The organism is Enterobacter sp. WCHEn090032 (assembly GCF_003986875.1).
In the GTDB taxonomy this organism is placed as follows: Bacteria; Pseudomonadota; Gammaproteobacteria; order Enterobacterales; family Enterobacteriaceae; genus Enterobacter; species Enterobacter sichuanensis.
The window spans coordinates 1-15,635 of record NZ_RXRN01000012.1 but is presented as its reverse complement, the minus strand read 5'-3'; the positions used below and the strand labels follow the sequence as shown (position 1 = coordinate 15,635).

Below are 15,635 nucleotides of genomic sequence, written 5' to 3'. Positions count from 1 at the left end.
AAAATGATCGCATCCGTAAGTGAGGACTCTGATGAACACCCGAATGGCTCCCGAAGTCGATATTGAAAAAACCCCGGTTCTGACTGCAAAACCCTATAAGCACATCGAGAAATTAATTAATACTCTTCTTCCCCTGACAGAAAGACGCATTCTGTCCAGAGGGGAAGTGGTTCACTATTACCATCACGACGATCGTCAGTGTTTTTTACTTCTGCAGGGCAGCGTGGCGTTGCACCGTCGGGGAGATGGCATTGTATTAAATTCTGAATCCTCGCCGTTTATTCTCGGCGTCAGCAGTCAGTTCTCGTCAGAACATCTGTACGTCCGGGCGCTGGAAACCTCTGAATTCGCGGCCGTTTCGCTGGAACGTTTTAACAGCACGATTGCGCAACACAATTTGTGGGAACCCTTTTCGCATCTGCTGATCTACACCGCCTCACGGGTCTATGAACACTGCTCGCGGATCTCACAGATGTCGGCCTATGACATCATCCGGTTTCAACTGGTGGAGTTGATGCAGGAGCCGGAAGCAATACGGATGAACACCACGGCGGCTGCGTATATACAGAGTCGAACCTGGCTGTCGCGCAGCGGAATTATGCGGATCCTGGCCGAACTTCGCACCGGGCAGTACATTACAATGGAGCGCGGCGTGCTGCTTGATATACACCATTTACCGAGGAAATACTGACCCAGGTGGTGCTGGCTAAAACGAGTAACGCTATAATCAGAAAGATGATTCTTTCAGGTTCAGGTTATGTCCACCACAGAAAAGCCACGACGTGGCTCCCCTTATGCACAAGAGCTGATTACGCACTTACAACCTTACTCTGCGATTCGTAACACCGGTCGCGGGGAGCAACTGGATCTGGTGGTCAACGGTCAGGGGATGAGTTATTTGATCCTGGAAGGCACCGTGGCCATTTACCGACGCAGCGACAATCTGATGCTGTCGACGGCGAAAAGCCCGGCGTTTTTTGGTGTGGCCAACCTGAATGACATCTTTTTTGACGACTACCTGAAAACGGTGACCCCCTGCAAAATTGGCCTGTTGCCCACCCGGGAGCTCAACGTCCTCATTCAGGAGAAGGCGCTATGGGGGCTGCTGTCTAACCATCTGATGTTTATGTACAACCGGCTCTACAACACCGTCATGCCGAAGGGCGCCCCAACGGCCTATGAGATGATCCGCCAGCAGCTGATGTTATTGATGAATGAAGATGAGTCTTATCGCCAGGGGATTACCGCTGAGCGCTACATTCGCGACAAGACCCAGCTTTCCCGCAGCGGCGTGATGCGGATCCTCGCGGATTTAAAAACCGGGGGGTTTATCGAAATGGAAGAGGGACGGCTCATTAAAATCAATAAACTGCCCGCTAAATATTGAATTCCGGAGACAAAAAAGGCCGCTGTTGCGGCCTTTTTACGCTCTCAATGGACGTGAACGCCCAACCGCCAGGCAAAATAGATCTCTTCTTTCAGCTCATTCGAAGAGAGCGCCAGCAAATCTGTAAATTCCAGCTCAAGCTGTTTCAGCTTTTTCAGATACTGCGCCGGAGACAGGTTGCTCTTATCGCGACGTAAATATTCAATTGCCAGCTGTGTTGGGGTTATTTCAGTATCCATGATGTCCTCGCTTATGTACAAAACCTGACCAGTATACCACAACCTGCTGGCTAGTTTTTGACCGATTGCAAAAACATCAGGAAAATTTATACCACCGCCGTCGTCAGCCTCGAAGAGCAGCACAGACGGTCCTGCTCATCGAGAATATCGATCTGCCACACCTGATGACGGCTACCGGCGTGCAGCGCACGGCAAATACCGCGCACGCGCCCGCTGCGCACCGAGCGAATGTGGTTAGCATTCACCTCAAGCCCGACAACCTTCTGCTCCCCTTCGGTGCAGAGATACCCCGCCACCGAGCCCAGCGTTTCGGCCAGCACCACGGAGGCGCCGCCGTGCAGCAGGCCAAACGGCTGATGCGTGCGGTGATCGACAGGCATGGTCGCCTCCAGATCGTTCTCGCCGATGCGGGTAAACTGGATATCCAGTAGCCCGACCATATTCCCTTCGCCCATGGCGTTTAACGCCTGTAGCGTGACAGCGCGTTTCCAGATCATCCAATAATCTCCAGCAAAGCCTGCAATGGGTGGCGTACCCCGTTACCTTCGACCCGTTTCACCTGGCTTCGACAGGAGTAGCCCGTCGCCAGGCAGCGGTTTCGCGGCAAACGCTGCATCGCCTGATGCCAGGACAGCTCGTAAATGCCGAGCGAGTTGGCATGGTTTTTCACTTCATGTCCGTAGGTACCGGCCATTCCGCAGCAGCCCACGTTGACGCTCTCAAGCTTCGCGCCGAACCGGGCAAAGACAGACGCCCACTGGGCGGGTGCGCCAGGCAGCGCGGTGACTTCGGTGCAGTGGCCGAACAGGTACCACGGTTCACCGCTGACATCCTGAACCGCTTTGTCTTCCAGGACCCCAGGCAGCCACTCATGCACAAGCAGCACGTTGAAATCGCCACGCTTGTCGCCCAGCGTCTGCTTATATTCATCGCGGTAGCACAGCACCAGCGCCGGATCGACGCCGACCATCGGTATCCCCAACTGCGCCACGCGATTCAGGAAATCAGCCGTTTTCTGCGCGGTCTTCGCAAAGCGCGTCAGGAAGCCCTTAATGTGCTGCGCCTTGCCGTTAGGCGAGAATGGCAGGACCACCGGCTGATAGCCCAGCTTTTCTGACAGGCGGATGAAGTCCGCCACCACCTCTGCATCGTAGTAGCTGGTAAACGGATCCTGCACCACCAGTACTATCTTCGCTTTTTGCTCAGGCGTGAGTGCCTCCAGCTGCTCCAGGGTCATGTTCGCCGAGCGATGCCCGACGAGCTGGCGCTGAAGAGAGGGCACCGAGAGCAGCGGCAGATCGACCATCCCGATATGCTTTTCGGAAAGCTTGCGCACCAGCGGCTGGTTAATAAAGAAGTTAAAGGTCTTTGGCGCTCGCGCCATCAGCGGCGCGTAGCTCTCTACCGTCGCTACCAGATGGTCGCGCACCGGACGCAGATAGCGCGTGTGGTAAAGCTGCAGGAAACGTGAGCGGAATTCCGGCACGTCGATTTTAATCGGGCACTGGGTGGAGCAGGCTTTACAGGCCAGACAGCCGGACATCGCCTCTTTCACCTCGTGGGAGAAATCATACTCGCCCTTGCTGGCATGCCAGCTGTTGCGGGTGCGCTCGATAAGCGAGCGCAGGCTGGCGCGTTTTTCCGGTAACTCCTGCTCGAGCCGGAGCGGATCAACCCCGCGGTCGGCGAGCAGGCGCAGCCACTCGCGCACCAGCGTCGCCCGCCCTTTCGGCGAGTGAATACGGTTGCTGGTGATTTTCATCGACGGGCACATCGGGCTTTTGACATCAAAGTTAAAGCACAGGCCGTTGCCGTTGCACTCCATCGCGCCGCGCCAGGAGGAACGCACCGCAATCGGGATCTGTCTGTCGTAGGTGCCGCGCTTGACGGCGTCCACCTGCAGCATCGGGGCATCGACACCTTCAGGCGGGCAGATTTTACCCGGGTTGAGGCGGTTATGCGGGTCGAAAGCCGCCTTCACCTTACGTAGCTCCGCATAGAGCTGTTCACCGAAGAACGCCGGGCTGTATTCCGCGCGGAACCCTTTCCCATGTTCGCCCCACAGCAGACCGCCGTATTTGGCGGTTAAGGCCACCACCTCATCGGAGATCTGCTTCATCAGGAGCTCCTGCTGCGGGTCGCACATATCCAGCGCAGGACGCACATGCAGCACCCCGGCATCCACGTGGCCGAACATGCCGTAGCTCAGGCCGTGGCTGTCCAGCAGGGCGCGAAACTCAACGATATAATCCGCCAGGTGCTCAGGGGGAACGCAGGTATCTTCGGCAAACGGAATCGGCTTCGCCGCCCCTTTGGCATTGCCGAGCAGCCCCACGGCTTTTTTCCGCATCGCGTAGATACGCTCGATACCGGCCAGATCGTTACAGAGCTGCCAGCCGATCACGCCGCCTTCGCCATGGGCAATCAGTTCGTCCAGTCGCTGACACAGCGTGGTCACCTGGCTGTCGATAAGCGCTGCGTCATCGCCGGCAAATTCCACGATATTAAGACCCAGCATCTCTTTACCCGGCACGTCAGTAATCAGCTCGCTAACGGAGTGCCAGACGATATCTTCCCGGGCCAGATTGAGCACTTTAGAGTCAACGGTTTCCACTGACAGCGCCTGGGCTTCCACCATAAACGGCGCATTGCGCAGCGCGGAGTCGAACGAGTCATATTTGACGTTCACCAGGCGACGCACCTTCGGCAACCGGGTGATATCCAGCCGCGCCTCGGTGATAAACGCCAGCGTCCCTTCGGAGCCGGTCAGCACGCGGGTTAAATCAAACTGGGTCAGGTCATCGTTAAAGACGTGGCGCAGGTCGTACCCGGTCAGGAAGCGGTTCAGTTTGGGGAATTTATCGAGGATCAGCTGTCGGTTGTCGCGGCAGCGCTCCAGCACGGTGCGATAAATACGCCCGCTGGCGGTGTTATCTTTGCCCAGCGTTTCCGCCAGCTCCACCGCCATCGGCTGGGTATCGAGGATATCGCCTCCCAGCAGAACCGCTCGCACGCCCAGTACGTGATCGGAGGTTTTGCCGTAGACCAGCGAGCCCTGGCCGGAGGCATCCGTGTTGATCATCCCGCCAATGGTGGCGCGGTTACTGGTGGAGAGTTCAGGTGCGAAGAAGTAGCCGTACGGTTTGAGGTACTGGTTAAGCTGATCTTTGATCACGCCCGCTTCGACCCGCACCCATCCCTCTTCAGGATTGATCTCAATGATGCGGTTCATATAGCGCGACATATCAATAATGATGCCCTGGTTCAGCGCCTGACCGTTGGTCCCGGTGCCGCCGCCGCGCGGCGTAAAGACCAGCGAGGCGAAGCGCTCCTGCGTGGCGAGCCGGGCAATCAGCGCCACGTCGGCCGTTGAACGAGGAAAAACGACGGCATCGGGAAGAAGCTGGTAAATACTGTTATCGGTGGCCATCGTCAGCCTGTCGGCATAGTTCGTGGCGGTATCACCTGTAAAACCCTGTTGCTCCAGTGCCTGCAAAAAATTAAGCACCAGCTGAACGACGCCAGGTGCCTGAGAAATCTGTGGGATCATGACCGTCGACCCTAATTAGAGTAATGTGAAATCGTTTGCGTTGTGTCCGGAAAGTTTTATCACATTTTTTTCTTATAATCTCTGCTGAATTACAGGCAGAATTCGCCTGTCAAAAATCGCTGATATCATTAATGATTAGAGAGACGCGGTTTTCCCTTCCCGCCAGCCTCGCTGGTGTTTTATTAAGGAAAGTTTCATTTATGGTCAATGTTCGCCAGCCCAGGGATGTTGCGCAAATTTTGCTGTCGGTGCTGTTCCTGGCCCTCATGATTATTGCGTGTCTGTGGATTGTTCAACCCTTTATTCTCGGCTTCGCCTGGGCTGCGACCGTGGTCGTCGCCACATGGCCTTTATTGCTGCGCTTGCAGAAGCTGCTGTTCGGCCGCCGCGGACTAGCCGTGCTGGTCATGACGCTGCTGCTGTTCCTGCTGTTTATTATTCCCATTGCTTTGCTGGTGAACAGTCTGGTGGATTCCAGCGGCCCGGTTATCCGTGCCATTACCAGTGGCGACCTGACGCTGCCGGATCTCGCCTGGCTGAACAGCATTCCGCTGGTGGGGGCCAAGCTCTACAGCGGCTGGCATAGCCTGCTGGAGATGGGGGGCAGCGCGTTGATGGCAAAAGTTCGCCCGTATATTGGCACCACCACCACCTGGTTTGTGGGTCAGGCGGCGCATATTGGTCGCTTTATGATGCACTGTACCCTGATGCTGCTCTTCAGCGCCCTGCTCTACTGGCGCGGTGAACAGGTGGCGTTGGGCGTTCGTCACTTTGCAACCCGCCTGGCGGGTAAACGGGGCGACGCTGCGGTACTGCTGGCGGCACAGGCCGTACGCGCGGTTGCGCTGGGCGTGGTGGTGACCGCGCTGGTGCAGGCGGTGCTGGGTGGTATTGGTCTGGCGATTTCCGGCGTACCGTACGCCACGGTCTTCACCGTGGTCATGCTGATGACCTGTCTTGCGCAACTGGGGCCGCTGCTGGTGCTGGTACCCAGCATCATCTGGCTCTACTGGACGGGTGATACCACGTGGGGAACGGTGTTGCTGGTCTGGAGCTGCGTGGTCGGCACGATGGATAACGTCATTCGCCCGATTTTGATCCGCATGGGCGCTGACCTGCCGCTGATCCTGATCCTCTCCGGGGTGATTGGCGGCTTGATTGCCTTCGGCATGATTGGCCTGTTTATCGGCCCGGTGCTTCTCGCCGTCACCTGGCGTCTGTTCTCCGCCTGGGTGCATGAAATTCCACCGCCGGGAACTGATCCGGACGTGATTTTGAGCGAACTGGAAGAGCTGGAAGAAAAGAATACCCATTAAGTCTTGTTGCCGGGTGGCGCTGACGCTTACCCGGCCTACATTCTCCCGCCAAATACTTTAACACTGCTAAAGTATTTATTCGTTGCACACTGGTCAGACCCGCCATTTCTGCACTCAATCTGCTCCTAACCTCAAGAAATCTTTACGTCTCTTTAACTATTGAGACGAATCCGATCGACGCTAAAAGAGGACATGCCTACTATTAGCACACGGTTATAAATCAACACCTTGATTTATAAGCATGGAAATCCCCTGAGTGAAACAACGAATTGCTGTGTGTAGTCTTTGCCCATCTCCCACGATGGGCTTTTTTTTATCCTGACTACGCGCGCTTAACCTCACAGGTACTGAGCATCCGCCACTCAGCAGGCAGCACCCGCGTTTCTCCTGTCACATTAACCGTAACCGCCTCGCGGATATCCGCCGACGATGCGCCCATCTGCAGCTCAAACTCGCCCGGCTCAACGATGCGTTTCCCGTCACGACGGGTGAAGTTGAACATCTCCACCGGCAGCGTAAAGGTGAGCGTGGCGGTTTCCCCCGGTGAGAGCGTGACGCGCTGGAAGGCCTTCAGCTCCTGGAGCGGCCGAACCTGCGTGGCGACCTGATCCCTGACGTAAACCTGCACCACCTCGCTGCCGCTGCGTTCCCCGGTGTTGGTGATCTCCACGCTCAGTGCCACCTCGCCGTCGACCGACACCTCAGATGAAGCCACGCTCGCGTTCTCCCAGTTAAATGTCGTCCAGCCGAGGCCGAAGCCAAACGGGTAACGTGCACCGAAATGGAACGCAAACGGCGTGCCGCCGCTTTTGAGCTTGTGATTGTAGTAATACGGCATCGCGCCGGCGCTTTTCGGCACGCTCACCACCAGACGCCCCTGCGGCTCCGCACGCCCCGTTAGCACGTCCGCAATGGCCCAGCCCCCTTCCTGCCCCGGTGCCCACGCCACGATCAGCGCGGCCACCTTGTCCTCCAGGCCCTGAAGATGGTAAGGACGCCCCCCGGTCATCACGACAATCACCGGTTTGCCCGTCGCCACCAGCGCCTCCAGCAGCTGTTGCTGCACGCCCGGCAGGTTTAAGGAGTCGGTATCCGATCCTTCCCCCACGGTACCGCTCTGGAACAGCCCGGCGAGATCGCCCACGCAGGCCACAACGACATCACTCTCCTGCGCCGCGTTCACAGCCTCGGGGATCAAGGCGGTGCTTTGCGAAACCGGCGACTGCTGCATCGGTTTGCCGCCGCTGTCCCCCGGGAAGACCGGCGCACCCGCCATCCGTTTTTCGATGATGTGACACCCTTTCGCGTAGCGAACCTGCGACGCGCCGAGATAGTGCTCCAGCGCCGCGCGCGGCGTCGTCACCTGAGAGGTCTCCTCGACCATATCGCTGATGATCAGATGCACGGGGAAACTGTAGCCGCTGAGTAACGCCAGCGGATCGTCTGCCGTCGGCCCTACCACCGCCACGCGGGGTTTGCCGCCAAGAGGTAAGATGCCGTTGTTCTCCAGCAGCGTGACCGATTTTGTCGCCACCTCCCGCGCGACCTGGCGGGTCACTTCATTTTGCAGATCGATACCGTTTTCATCGACATACGGCTGTTCAAACAGACCGAGACGGAATTTTTCGGTCAGTACACGGCCCACAATCTCATCCACTTTCGCCATGGCGATCAGCCCGCGATCGACGGCTTCGGCCAGGTGGCGTGCGCAGTCATCTTTCGGCAGCTCAACATCCAGCCCGGCGTTGAAGGCCAGCGCGGCAGATTCTGCCGCATCGTGGGAAACCCCATGATGCTGATGCAGCAGGCTGACGCCGCCGTAGTCGGCCACAACGATCCCGTCGAAGCCCCACTGTTCGCGAAGGACGGTGGTCAGCAGGAAGCTGTCGCTGTGGCCCGGCTGGTTATCAATATCGTGATAGGCGGGCATTACCGAACCGGCGTTGGCGAGCTTCACCGCCATTTCAAACGGCAGCAGGAAGGTGTCGTTAAGCTCGCTAAAACCCAGGTGTACCGGAGCATGGTTACGCGCGCCTTCACTGAACGAGTGACCCACATAATGTTTGAGGGTCGCCAGCAGGTCACGTTTGTCGCCCTGCAGTCCCTTAACATAGGCGGTAGCCATGACGCCCACCAGCCAGGGATCTTCGCCAAAGGTCTCTTCGGTTCGCCCCCAGCGCACGTCGCGGGAGACATCCAGCACCGGCGCCAGCCCCTGCTGGCAGCCCACAGACCGCGCCTCTTTGCCAATCTGTTGTGCCGCTCGCTGCACCAGTTCAGGGTCCCAGGTTGAACCGTAGTTCAGCGACGACGGGAACAGCGTGGCTTCTTTACACAGCAGCCCCACCAGGCACTCCTCATGGAACAGCGCCGGTATGCCGAGACGCGTCTCCTCCATCATCATCCGCTGCAGGCGGTTAGCGGCGCGTACCCCGGTTTTCGCATCAACGATATGGGTTCCCAGCGGACGGGTGATCTGCCCGACGCCCAGCTTAAGCCGTTCGCCGAGAGAAGCCTGTTGGCTCACACCGGCAAATTCGTCACTCAGATCGCTACGCTCGCGGTGGTTGCCGTTTTCATCGAGGATCAGCCAGTACGCATGCATCTGGGCGAACTTCTCTTCCGGGGTCATGCGTGCCAGTAAATCGGCGACGCGCTCGTGCACGGGACGTCCCGCGTCCTTATAGATAGCTGTCATGTTTTACTCCTGTAGTGCGGAAGGGGTTGCCGGGCTGAGCTGCCCTGCTTCGGGTCTTACCTCACGTTTGCTGGCCAGCTCCCGGGCGATGGAGTCCACCAGCCGGCTGTTCAGTTTGTAGATGGCCAGCAGCGCGACCATGCAGAGGAACAGCGCGCAAGGGATAAGGGTGAACAGTGCGTTAATGGTCGAGAGCACGTGTGGTGCCTGGGCTGCCTCACCGGGTGCATAATCCACCATGCCCAGCACCCAGCCGACGACCGCCCCGCCCAGCGCCAGGCCAAATTTGATGGCAAACAGCGCGGTGGAGAACACCAGCCCGTCCAGGCGGCGGCCGCTGCGGTGCTCTTCGTAGTCCACCACATCGGAGAACATGGTCCACTGCAGCGGTGTGGTGAGGTTTTGCACAAAGCTGAAGACGATATTGAGGCCAAAGATGAGCCAGACCTGAGAAGGCGGCAGGAAGAAAATCAGCGCGCCGAAGATGACGAAGGAAATAATGGTCCACTGATAGGCGCGTACGCGGTCAAATTTCCCCAGCAGCCGTTCGGATAATAACGCGCCGCTTAAGGAGGCCACCATCCCGGAAACAATAAAGGCAAAAACCAGCTCCGGACGCAACAGCACATATTTCACGTAATACATCGTGGCGGAACCCCGCGTCACCACCGCCGTTAACAGTAAAATATTAAACAGGAACACAATACGCCACTGGCTGTTTCCGGCCAGCAGTTTTAAATCGGTGAACATGGATCCGGAGGTATCGTTGCGTGGAGAATAACGCTCGCGGGTCATCATGAAACAGCAGAAGAACAGTACAATCCCCAGCAGCCCCATCAGGCTCATGGCATAGAAATAGCCTTTCTGCACGTTGCCCTGGCCTAACAAGGAGACCAGCGGCAGGGCAATTACCGTCACAATCAACCCGCCGATAAACGACAGGCCAAAGCGCCAGGATTGCAGGGAGTGACGCTCACGCGGGTCCAGCGTCAGCGCGCCCGGCATGGCGCAGTAAGGCACGTTAATCGCGGAGTAAATCAGGCTTAAAATAGCGTAGGTCACGCAGGCATACACGATTTTTGCCGTCGGCCCAACATCCGGGACATAGAACGTAATCAGGCAGCTCACGCCAAACGGAATGGCAAACCACAGCAGCCAGGGACGGAAACGACCGTGGCGCGTCCGGGTGCGATCCACCAGCGCGCCAATGCACGGGTCGACAAACGCATCGACCACGCGCACCACTAAAAACATGGTGCCCATAACCGCGGCGGGCAAACCAAAAACGTCCGTATAGAAATAAGCGAGAAATAGCGTTGCCGTTTGCCAGACCAGCGCGCTGGCCATATCACCTAAGCCATAACCTATTTTATCTTTGGTACGCAATACAGAGGAGATTGTCATTGTTATTTGCCTTTTTATCAGGTTAAAACGTATTTCAACCAGTTGCGCATCTTCACCAGGGAAATGCGCAGTAAGGCTCAAGTATTAGCAACGCTTTGCGGGCTAACAATTGTCTAAATTAACAGACAAATTATGATATTTAGTTTTTTACTTTATTTGTGATGGGGAGCATATTCGGGCGGAAATAAAAAAGGCGAGGAGATATCTCCTCGCCTTTATCCGTTTTTTAGCGGTTACTTGTTCAGTTCCGCCAGGCTCAGCCAGGTTTGCACCACGGTATCCGGGTTCAGGGACAGGCTATCAATCCCCTCTTCCATCAGCCATGCGGCAAAGTCTTCATGGTCAGATGGGCCCTGACCACAAATCCCGACGTATTTACCCTGCTTCTTCGCTGCACGGATGGACATAGAGAGCAGCGCTTTCACAGCCTCGTTACGCTCATCGAACAGCTCAGAGACCACGCCGGAGTCGCGGTCCAGACCCAGCGTCAGCTGCGTCATGTCGTTCGAACCGATAGAGAAGCCGTCGAAGTGCTCAAGGAACTGCTCAGCCAGCAGGGCGTTGGACGGAATTTCACACATCATGATGATCTTCAGCCCGTTCTCGCCGCGCTTCAGCCCCTGACGAGCCAGCTCGTCCACCACGGCTTTCGCCTGATCCACGGTACGCACAAACGGGATCATGATCTCGACGTTGGTCAGCCCCATGTCGTTGCGCACGCGTTTCACCGCCTCACACTCCAGCGCGAAGCAGTCGCGGAAGCTGTCGGATACGTAGCGTCCGGCTCCGCGGAAGCCCAGCATCGGGTTCTCTTCTTCCGGCTCATAGCGCTCGCCGCCCACCAGGTTGGCGTATTCGTTAGACTTAAAGTCTGACAGACGCACAATCACGCGTTTCGGCCAGAAGGCAGCGCCCAGCGTGGCGATCCCTTCGGTCAGACGGCCGACGTAGAACTCTTTCGGCGAGTCGTAGCCTTTCATCATCTCGCGGATGTCGTTCTGCAGTTTCGGATCCTGGTCGTCAAACTCCAGCAGCGCACGCGGGTGGACGCCGATCATACGGTTGATGATGAATTCCAGACGCGCCAGACCTACGCCTTCGTTCGGCAGGCAGGCGAAGTCAAACGCGCGGTCAGGGTTACCGACGTTCATCATGATTTTCAGCGGCAGGTCCGGCATGGTATCCACGCTGGAGCTCTTGACGCTGAAGTCGAGGATATCAGCATACACGTAGCCGGTATCGCCTTCGGCACAGGAGACGGTCACATTCTGCCCGTCCTTCATGCGCTCGGTGGCGTCACCGCAGCCGACAACCGCAGGAATACCCAGTTCACGCGCAATGATGGCAGCGTGACAGGTACGGCCACCGCGGTTGGTAACGATAGCCGCGGCTTTCTTCATGATCGGCTCCCAGTCCGGGTCGGTCATGTCGGTTACCAGCACGTCGCCAGGCTCAATACGGTTCATTTCGCTGATGTCGTGGATCACTTTCACCGGACCGGCACCGATACGGTGACCAATCGCACGGCCTTCCGCCACGATTTTGCCCTGCGCGTGCAGCGTATAACGCTCCATCACCTGGCCGCGAGAACGGACGGTTTCCGGGCGCGCCTGCACGATAAACAGCTTGCCGGTGTTACCGTCTTTCGCCCATTCGATATCCATCGGACGGCCATAGTGTTTTTCGATCTGCACCGCCTGCTTCGCCAGCTCCTGTACTTCGGCGTCGGTCAGGGAGAAGCGATCGCGCTGCTCCTGCGGCACATCTTCAATTTTCACCTGCTTGCCATGCTCCTGCGTCGGGGCATAGATCATGCGGATTTTTTTCGAGCCCATGGTGCGGCGCACCACCGCCGGGCGGCCTGCGGCCAGCGTCGGCTTGTGGACGTAGAATTCGTCAGGGTTAACCGCCCCCTGCACCACCATCTCACCGAGACCCCATGCGGAGGTGATAAACACCACCTGGTCGAAGCCGGATTCAGTATCAATGGAGAACATGACGCCGGAGGAACCGACATCCGAGCGCACCATGCGCTGAACGCCAGCGGAAAGCGCGACGCCACGGTGGTCATAGCCCTGATGCACGCGATAGGAGATAGCGCGGTCGTTGAACAGGGACGCAAAGACATGTTTCACCGCCACCAGCACGGCGTCATATCCCTGAACGTTCAGGAAGGTTTCCTGTTGCCCGGCAAACGAGGCATCCGGCATATCTTCTGCGGTGGCAGAAGAGCGCACGGCAAAAGAGGCCTGCGCGTCATCAGCAGAAAGCTGGTTGTACGCGTCGTGAATGGCTTTTTCCAGTTCCGGCTGGAAAGGTGTGTCGATGATCCACTGGCGGATCTGCGCCCCGGCTTTCGCAAGCTCGGTAACGTCATCAATATCCGTTTTATCCAGCAGGTCGTAAATGCGCTGGTTAACACCGCTCTGGTCTAAAAACAGGTTAAAGGCATCGGCGGTGGTGGCAAACCCGTTCGGTACGGAGACACCCATACCTGACAGATTTGTAATCATTTCACCCAGGGAGGCATTTTTGCCCCCAACTCTGTCTACATCATTCATGCCGAGTTGGTTATACCAAAGCACCAGCGGTGACGAGCCATTGTTGGACATCGAAACAATCCTTTTGTGATATTTGATCGGAGTAAGTAACGCCTGACTACGTATTTATAGTGGCATATTTATTTCCGCTAAAAAAACGGTGAATCGTGTAAGCAATTTAAATTTTCAACTTTTCGGATACTTTCCCATCAACGATTAAGCCGATGATTCCTCTATATTCAGCCAGAAACCCCAAAAATAAAGTCGCTATTTGAAAAATGAAATCCACTTTTCAGGAAAATCAAAAACAGCGTTTCATTCATAATTAGGATAAGTTCTTTGCTGTATAAATTACTTTTTTAATTTATGCTTTCAGACAATTACGTATGATATTCAGGGTGGGTAAAATGGATAGTGCTGTCGATCGCCACGTTTTTTATATTTCTGATGGGACGGCGATCACCGCCGAGGTGCTGGGCCACGCGGTGATGTCGCAGTTCCCCGTTTCGATTAACAGCATCACGCTGCCGTTTGTCGAAAATGAAAGCCGCGCCAAAGCGGTGAAAGACCAGATTGACGCCATCTATCAGCAGACCGGCGTCCGCCCGCTGGTGTTTTACTCGATTGTGATCCCCGAGATTCGCTCGATCATTCTGCAAAGTGAAGGCTTCTGTCAGGATATCGTGCAGGCGCTGGTGGCCCCGCTGCAAAGCGAACTTAAGCTCGACCCGACCCCCATCGCCCACCGTACCCACGGGCTTAATCCCGGTAACCTGACCAAGTACGATGCCCGTATCGCCGCCATTGATTACACGCTGGCGCACGACGACGGTATCTCTCTGCGTAATCTCGACCAGGCGCAGGTGATCCTGCTGGGCGTGTCGCGCTGCGGCAAAACCCCGACCAGCCTCTATCTGGCGATGCAGTTCGGTATTCGCGCCGCCAACTACCCGTTTATTGCTGACGACATGGATAACCTGGTGCTGCCCGCCGCCCTGAAGCCGCTGCAGCACAAGCTGTTTGGCCTGACCATCAACCCGGAACGCCTCGCCGCCATCCGCGAAGAGCGCCGCGAAAATAGCCGCTACGCTTCGATGCGCCAGTGCCGAATGGAAGTCTCCGAAGTGGAAGCGCTGTACCGTAAAAACCAGATCCCGTGGCTGAACAGCACCAATTATTCGGTAGAAGAGATCGCCACCAAAATTCTCGACATCATGGGGCTTAACCGCCGCATGTACTAATATGCTAGTACATTAACTCAGATTCAGGTATCATCATCGGCAACCACGGGGCGGTGTCGCCCCGAACTTGAAATCAGCAGGGATTGGTTTAAGGTGATGCCCATCACTTCCCGGTAGTCTGCCGATGAAGCAAAAATTTTCTGAGACATTCCATGAATAAAACCGATGAACTCCGCACTGCGCGCATTGACAGCCTGGTTACGCCGGCTGAACTGGCACAGCGGCATCCCGTTTCCGCCACCGTTGCGGAACATGTGACGGCCTCCCGTCGACGCATTGAAAAAATCCTCAATGGTGAAGACCCACGTCTTCTGGTGGTGATTGGGCCGTGCTCCATCCACGATCTGGATGCGGCGATGGATTATGCCAAACGGCTGCAGGGGCTGCGGGATAAGTACCAGCATCGCCTTGAGATCGTGATGCGAACCTACTTTGAAAAACCGCGCACCGTGGTGGGCTGGAAAGGCCTGATTTCCGACCCTGACCTGAACGGCAGCTATCGTGTGAATCACGGTATTGAGCTGGCGCGTAAGCTGCTGTTACAGGTCAACGAGTTGGGCGTGCCGACGGCAACCGAGTTTCTCGATATGGTGACCGGGCAGTTTATCGCTGACCTGATCAGCTGGGGCGCCATTGGCGCGCGCACCACCGAGAGCCAAATCCACCGCGAGATGGCTTCTGCCCTCTCCTGCCCGGTGGGCTTTAAAAACGGTACCGATGGCAACACCCGTATCGCGGTGGATGCCATCCGCGCAGCCCGTGCCAGCCATATGTTCCTGTCACCGGACAAGAGCGGCCACATGACCATCTACCAGACCAGCGGTAACCCGTACGGCCATATCATCATGCGCGGCGGCAAGAAACCCAATTACCATGCAGAAGATATTGCGGCGGCCTGCGAATCGCTGGCCGAATTCGACCTGCCGGAACATCTGGTGGTGGATTTCAGCCACGGCAACTGCCAGAAACAGCATCGCCGCCAGCTGGATGTGTGCGATGAGATCTGCCAGCAGATCCGCAGCGGTTCAACCGCTATCGCCGGCATTATGGCCGAAAGTTTCATCAAGGAAGGCACGCAGAAGATCGTTGCCGGACAGCAGATGGTTTACGGGCAGTCCATCACCGACCCGTGCCTGGGCTGGGAAGACAGTGAACTGCTGCTGGAGAAGCTGGCTGCCGCCGTGGACACTCGCTTTTAACATCCTGCCGGGTGGCGCTGCGCTTACCCGGCCTACGATTCGTGCCCTTCTCCCTCTCCCC

The 15,635-nt window shown here is 56.8% G+C and carries 11 protein-coding genes and 1 other RNA gene; 6 read left to right on the top strand and 6 right to left on the bottom strand.

What is annotated here, in order from left to right; translation table 11 throughout:
- Positions 1-31 precede the first annotated feature (31 nt).
- The gene (locus tag EKN83_RS11980) at positions 32-691 is read left to right on the top strand and encodes a winged helix-turn-helix transcriptional regulator (protein ID WP_126800990.1); all 660 of its coding nucleotides are present in this window, start codon (positions 32-34) and stop codon (positions 689-691) included.
- Positions 692-757: 66 nt separating this feature from the next.
- A complete protein-coding gene (locus EKN83_RS11975; RefSeq protein WP_025757315.1) occupies positions 758-1,387 on the top strand; it encodes a helix-turn-helix domain-containing protein in 630 nt (209 codons plus the stop codon).
- A 44-nt stretch (positions 1,388-1,431) separates the two neighbouring features.
- Here the strand turns inward: EKN83_RS11975 and EKN83_RS11970 are convergent, their stop codons facing one another.
- The 3 genes from EKN83_RS11970 to EKN83_RS11960 all read right to left on the bottom strand — a co-directional run bounded on the left by EKN83_RS11970 (position 1,432) and on the right by EKN83_RS11960 (position 5,176).
- Positions 1,432-1,626, bottom strand: a complete 195-nt coding sequence (locus tag EKN83_RS11970) for a YdiH family protein (protein WP_003857766.1) — start codon at positions 1,624-1,626, stop codon at positions 1,432-1,434.
- 86 nt (positions 1,627-1,712) lie between these two features.
- Positions 1,713-2,123 (bottom strand): 1,4-dihydroxy-2-naphthoyl-CoA hydrolase, encoded by a 411-nt coding sequence (gene menI / locus EKN83_RS11965; RefSeq protein ID WP_045285297.1) that lies wholly within the window; start codon positions 2,121-2,123, stop codon positions 1,713-1,715.
- Positions 2,120-5,176, bottom strand: a complete 3,057-nt coding sequence (locus EKN83_RS11960; protein ID WP_126800989.1) for an FAD-binding and (Fe-S)-binding domain-containing protein — start codon at positions 5,174-5,176, stop codon at positions 2,120-2,122. The genes menI and EKN83_RS11960 overlap by 4 nt, the downstream gene beginning before the upstream one ends.
- Before the next feature lie 200 nt (positions 5,177-5,376).
- Between EKN83_RS11960 and ydiK the strand changes: the two genes are divergently transcribed.
- Both ydiK and rprA read left to right on the top strand, forming a co-directional pair.
- Positions 5,377-6,492 (top strand): AI-2E family transporter YdiK, encoded by a 1,116-nt coding sequence (gene ydiK / locus EKN83_RS11955; RefSeq protein WP_025757318.1) that lies wholly within the window; start codon positions 5,377-5,379, stop codon positions 6,490-6,492.
- 209 nt (positions 6,493-6,701) lie between these two features.
- Positions 6,702-6,809, top strand: an RNA gene (gene rprA / locus EKN83_RS11950) — antisense sRNA RprA.
- Positions 6,810-6,814: 5 nt separating this feature from the next.
- On the opposite strand, the gene EKN83_RS11945 is transcribed toward rprA, so the two are convergent.
- The 3 genes from EKN83_RS11945 to ppsA all read right to left on the bottom strand — a co-directional run bounded on the left by EKN83_RS11945 (position 6,815) and on the right by ppsA (position 13,206).
- Positions 6,815-9,190, bottom strand: a complete 2,376-nt coding sequence (locus tag EKN83_RS11945) for a glycoside hydrolase family 3 N-terminal domain-containing protein (RefSeq protein WP_126800988.1) — start codon at positions 9,188-9,190, stop codon at positions 6,815-6,817.
- Between the two features lie 3 nt (positions 9,191-9,193).
- Positions 9,194-10,594 (bottom strand): MFS transporter, encoded by a 1,401-nt coding sequence (locus tag EKN83_RS11940; protein ID WP_025757320.1) that lies wholly within the window; start codon positions 10,592-10,594, stop codon positions 9,194-9,196.
- 233 nt (positions 10,595-10,827) lie between these two features.
- Positions 10,828-13,206, bottom strand: a complete 2,379-nt coding sequence (gene ppsA, locus EKN83_RS11935) for a phosphoenolpyruvate synthase (protein ID WP_025757321.1) — start codon at positions 13,204-13,206, stop codon at positions 10,828-10,830.
- A gap of 335 nt (positions 13,207-13,541) precedes the next feature.
- Here ppsA and EKN83_RS11930 point away from each other — a divergent pair, with 335 nt between their 5' ends.
- Both EKN83_RS11930 and aroH read left to right on the top strand, forming a co-directional pair.
- Positions 13,542-14,375 (top strand): pyruvate, water dikinase regulatory protein, encoded by an 834-nt coding sequence (locus EKN83_RS11930; RefSeq protein ID WP_023311315.1) that lies wholly within the window; start codon positions 13,542-13,544, stop codon positions 14,373-14,375.
- Between the two features lie 152 nt (positions 14,376-14,527).
- Complete coding sequence (aroH, locus tag EKN83_RS11925) at positions 14,528-15,574, top strand: 3-deoxy-7-phosphoheptulonate synthase AroH (RefSeq protein WP_025757322.1); 1,047 nt, start codon at positions 14,528-14,530, stop codon at positions 15,572-15,574.
- Positions 15,575-15,635: the final 61 nt, after the last annotated feature.

Excerpts from the sequence above, each read along its gene's own strand:
- EKN83_RS11960 (WP_126800989.1), bottom strand. The coding sequence starts at position 5,176 with ATGATCCCACAGATTTCTCAGGCACCTGGCGTCGTTCAGCTGGTGCTT.
- menI (WP_045285297.1), bottom strand. The coding sequence starts at position 2,123 with ATGATCTGGAAACGCGCTGTCACGCTACAGGCGTTAAACGCCATGGGC.
- EKN83_RS11970 (WP_003857766.1), bottom strand. The coding sequence starts at position 1,626 with ATGGATACTGAAATAACCCCAACACAGCTGGCAATTGAATATTTACGT.
- EKN83_RS11980 (WP_126800990.1), top strand. The coding sequence starts at position 32 with ATGAACACCCGAATGGCTCCCGAAGTCGATATTGAAAAAACCCCGGTT.
- EKN83_RS11975 (WP_025757315.1), top strand. The coding sequence starts at position 758 with ATGTCCACCACAGAAAAGCCACGACGTGGCTCCCCTTATGCACAAGAG.
- aroH (WP_025757322.1), top strand. The coding sequence starts at position 14,528 with ATGAATAAAACCGATGAACTCCGCACTGCGCGCATTGACAGCCTGGTT.
- ppsA (WP_025757321.1), bottom strand. The coding sequence starts at position 13,206 with ATGTCCAACAATGGCTCGTCACCGCTGGTGCTTTGGTATAACCAACTC.
- EKN83_RS11945 (WP_126800988.1), bottom strand. The coding sequence starts at position 9,190 with ATGACAGCTATCTATAAGGACGCGGGACGTCCCGTGCACGAGCGCGTC.
- ydiK (WP_025757318.1), top strand. The coding sequence starts at position 5,377 with ATGGTCAATGTTCGCCAGCCCAGGGATGTTGCGCAAATTTTGCTGTCG.
- EKN83_RS11940 (WP_025757320.1), bottom strand. The coding sequence starts at position 10,594 with ATGACAATCTCCTCTGTATTGCGTACCAAAGATAAAATAGGTTATGGC.
- EKN83_RS11930 (WP_023311315.1), top strand. The coding sequence starts at position 13,542 with ATGGATAGTGCTGTCGATCGCCACGTTTTTTATATTTCTGATGGGACG.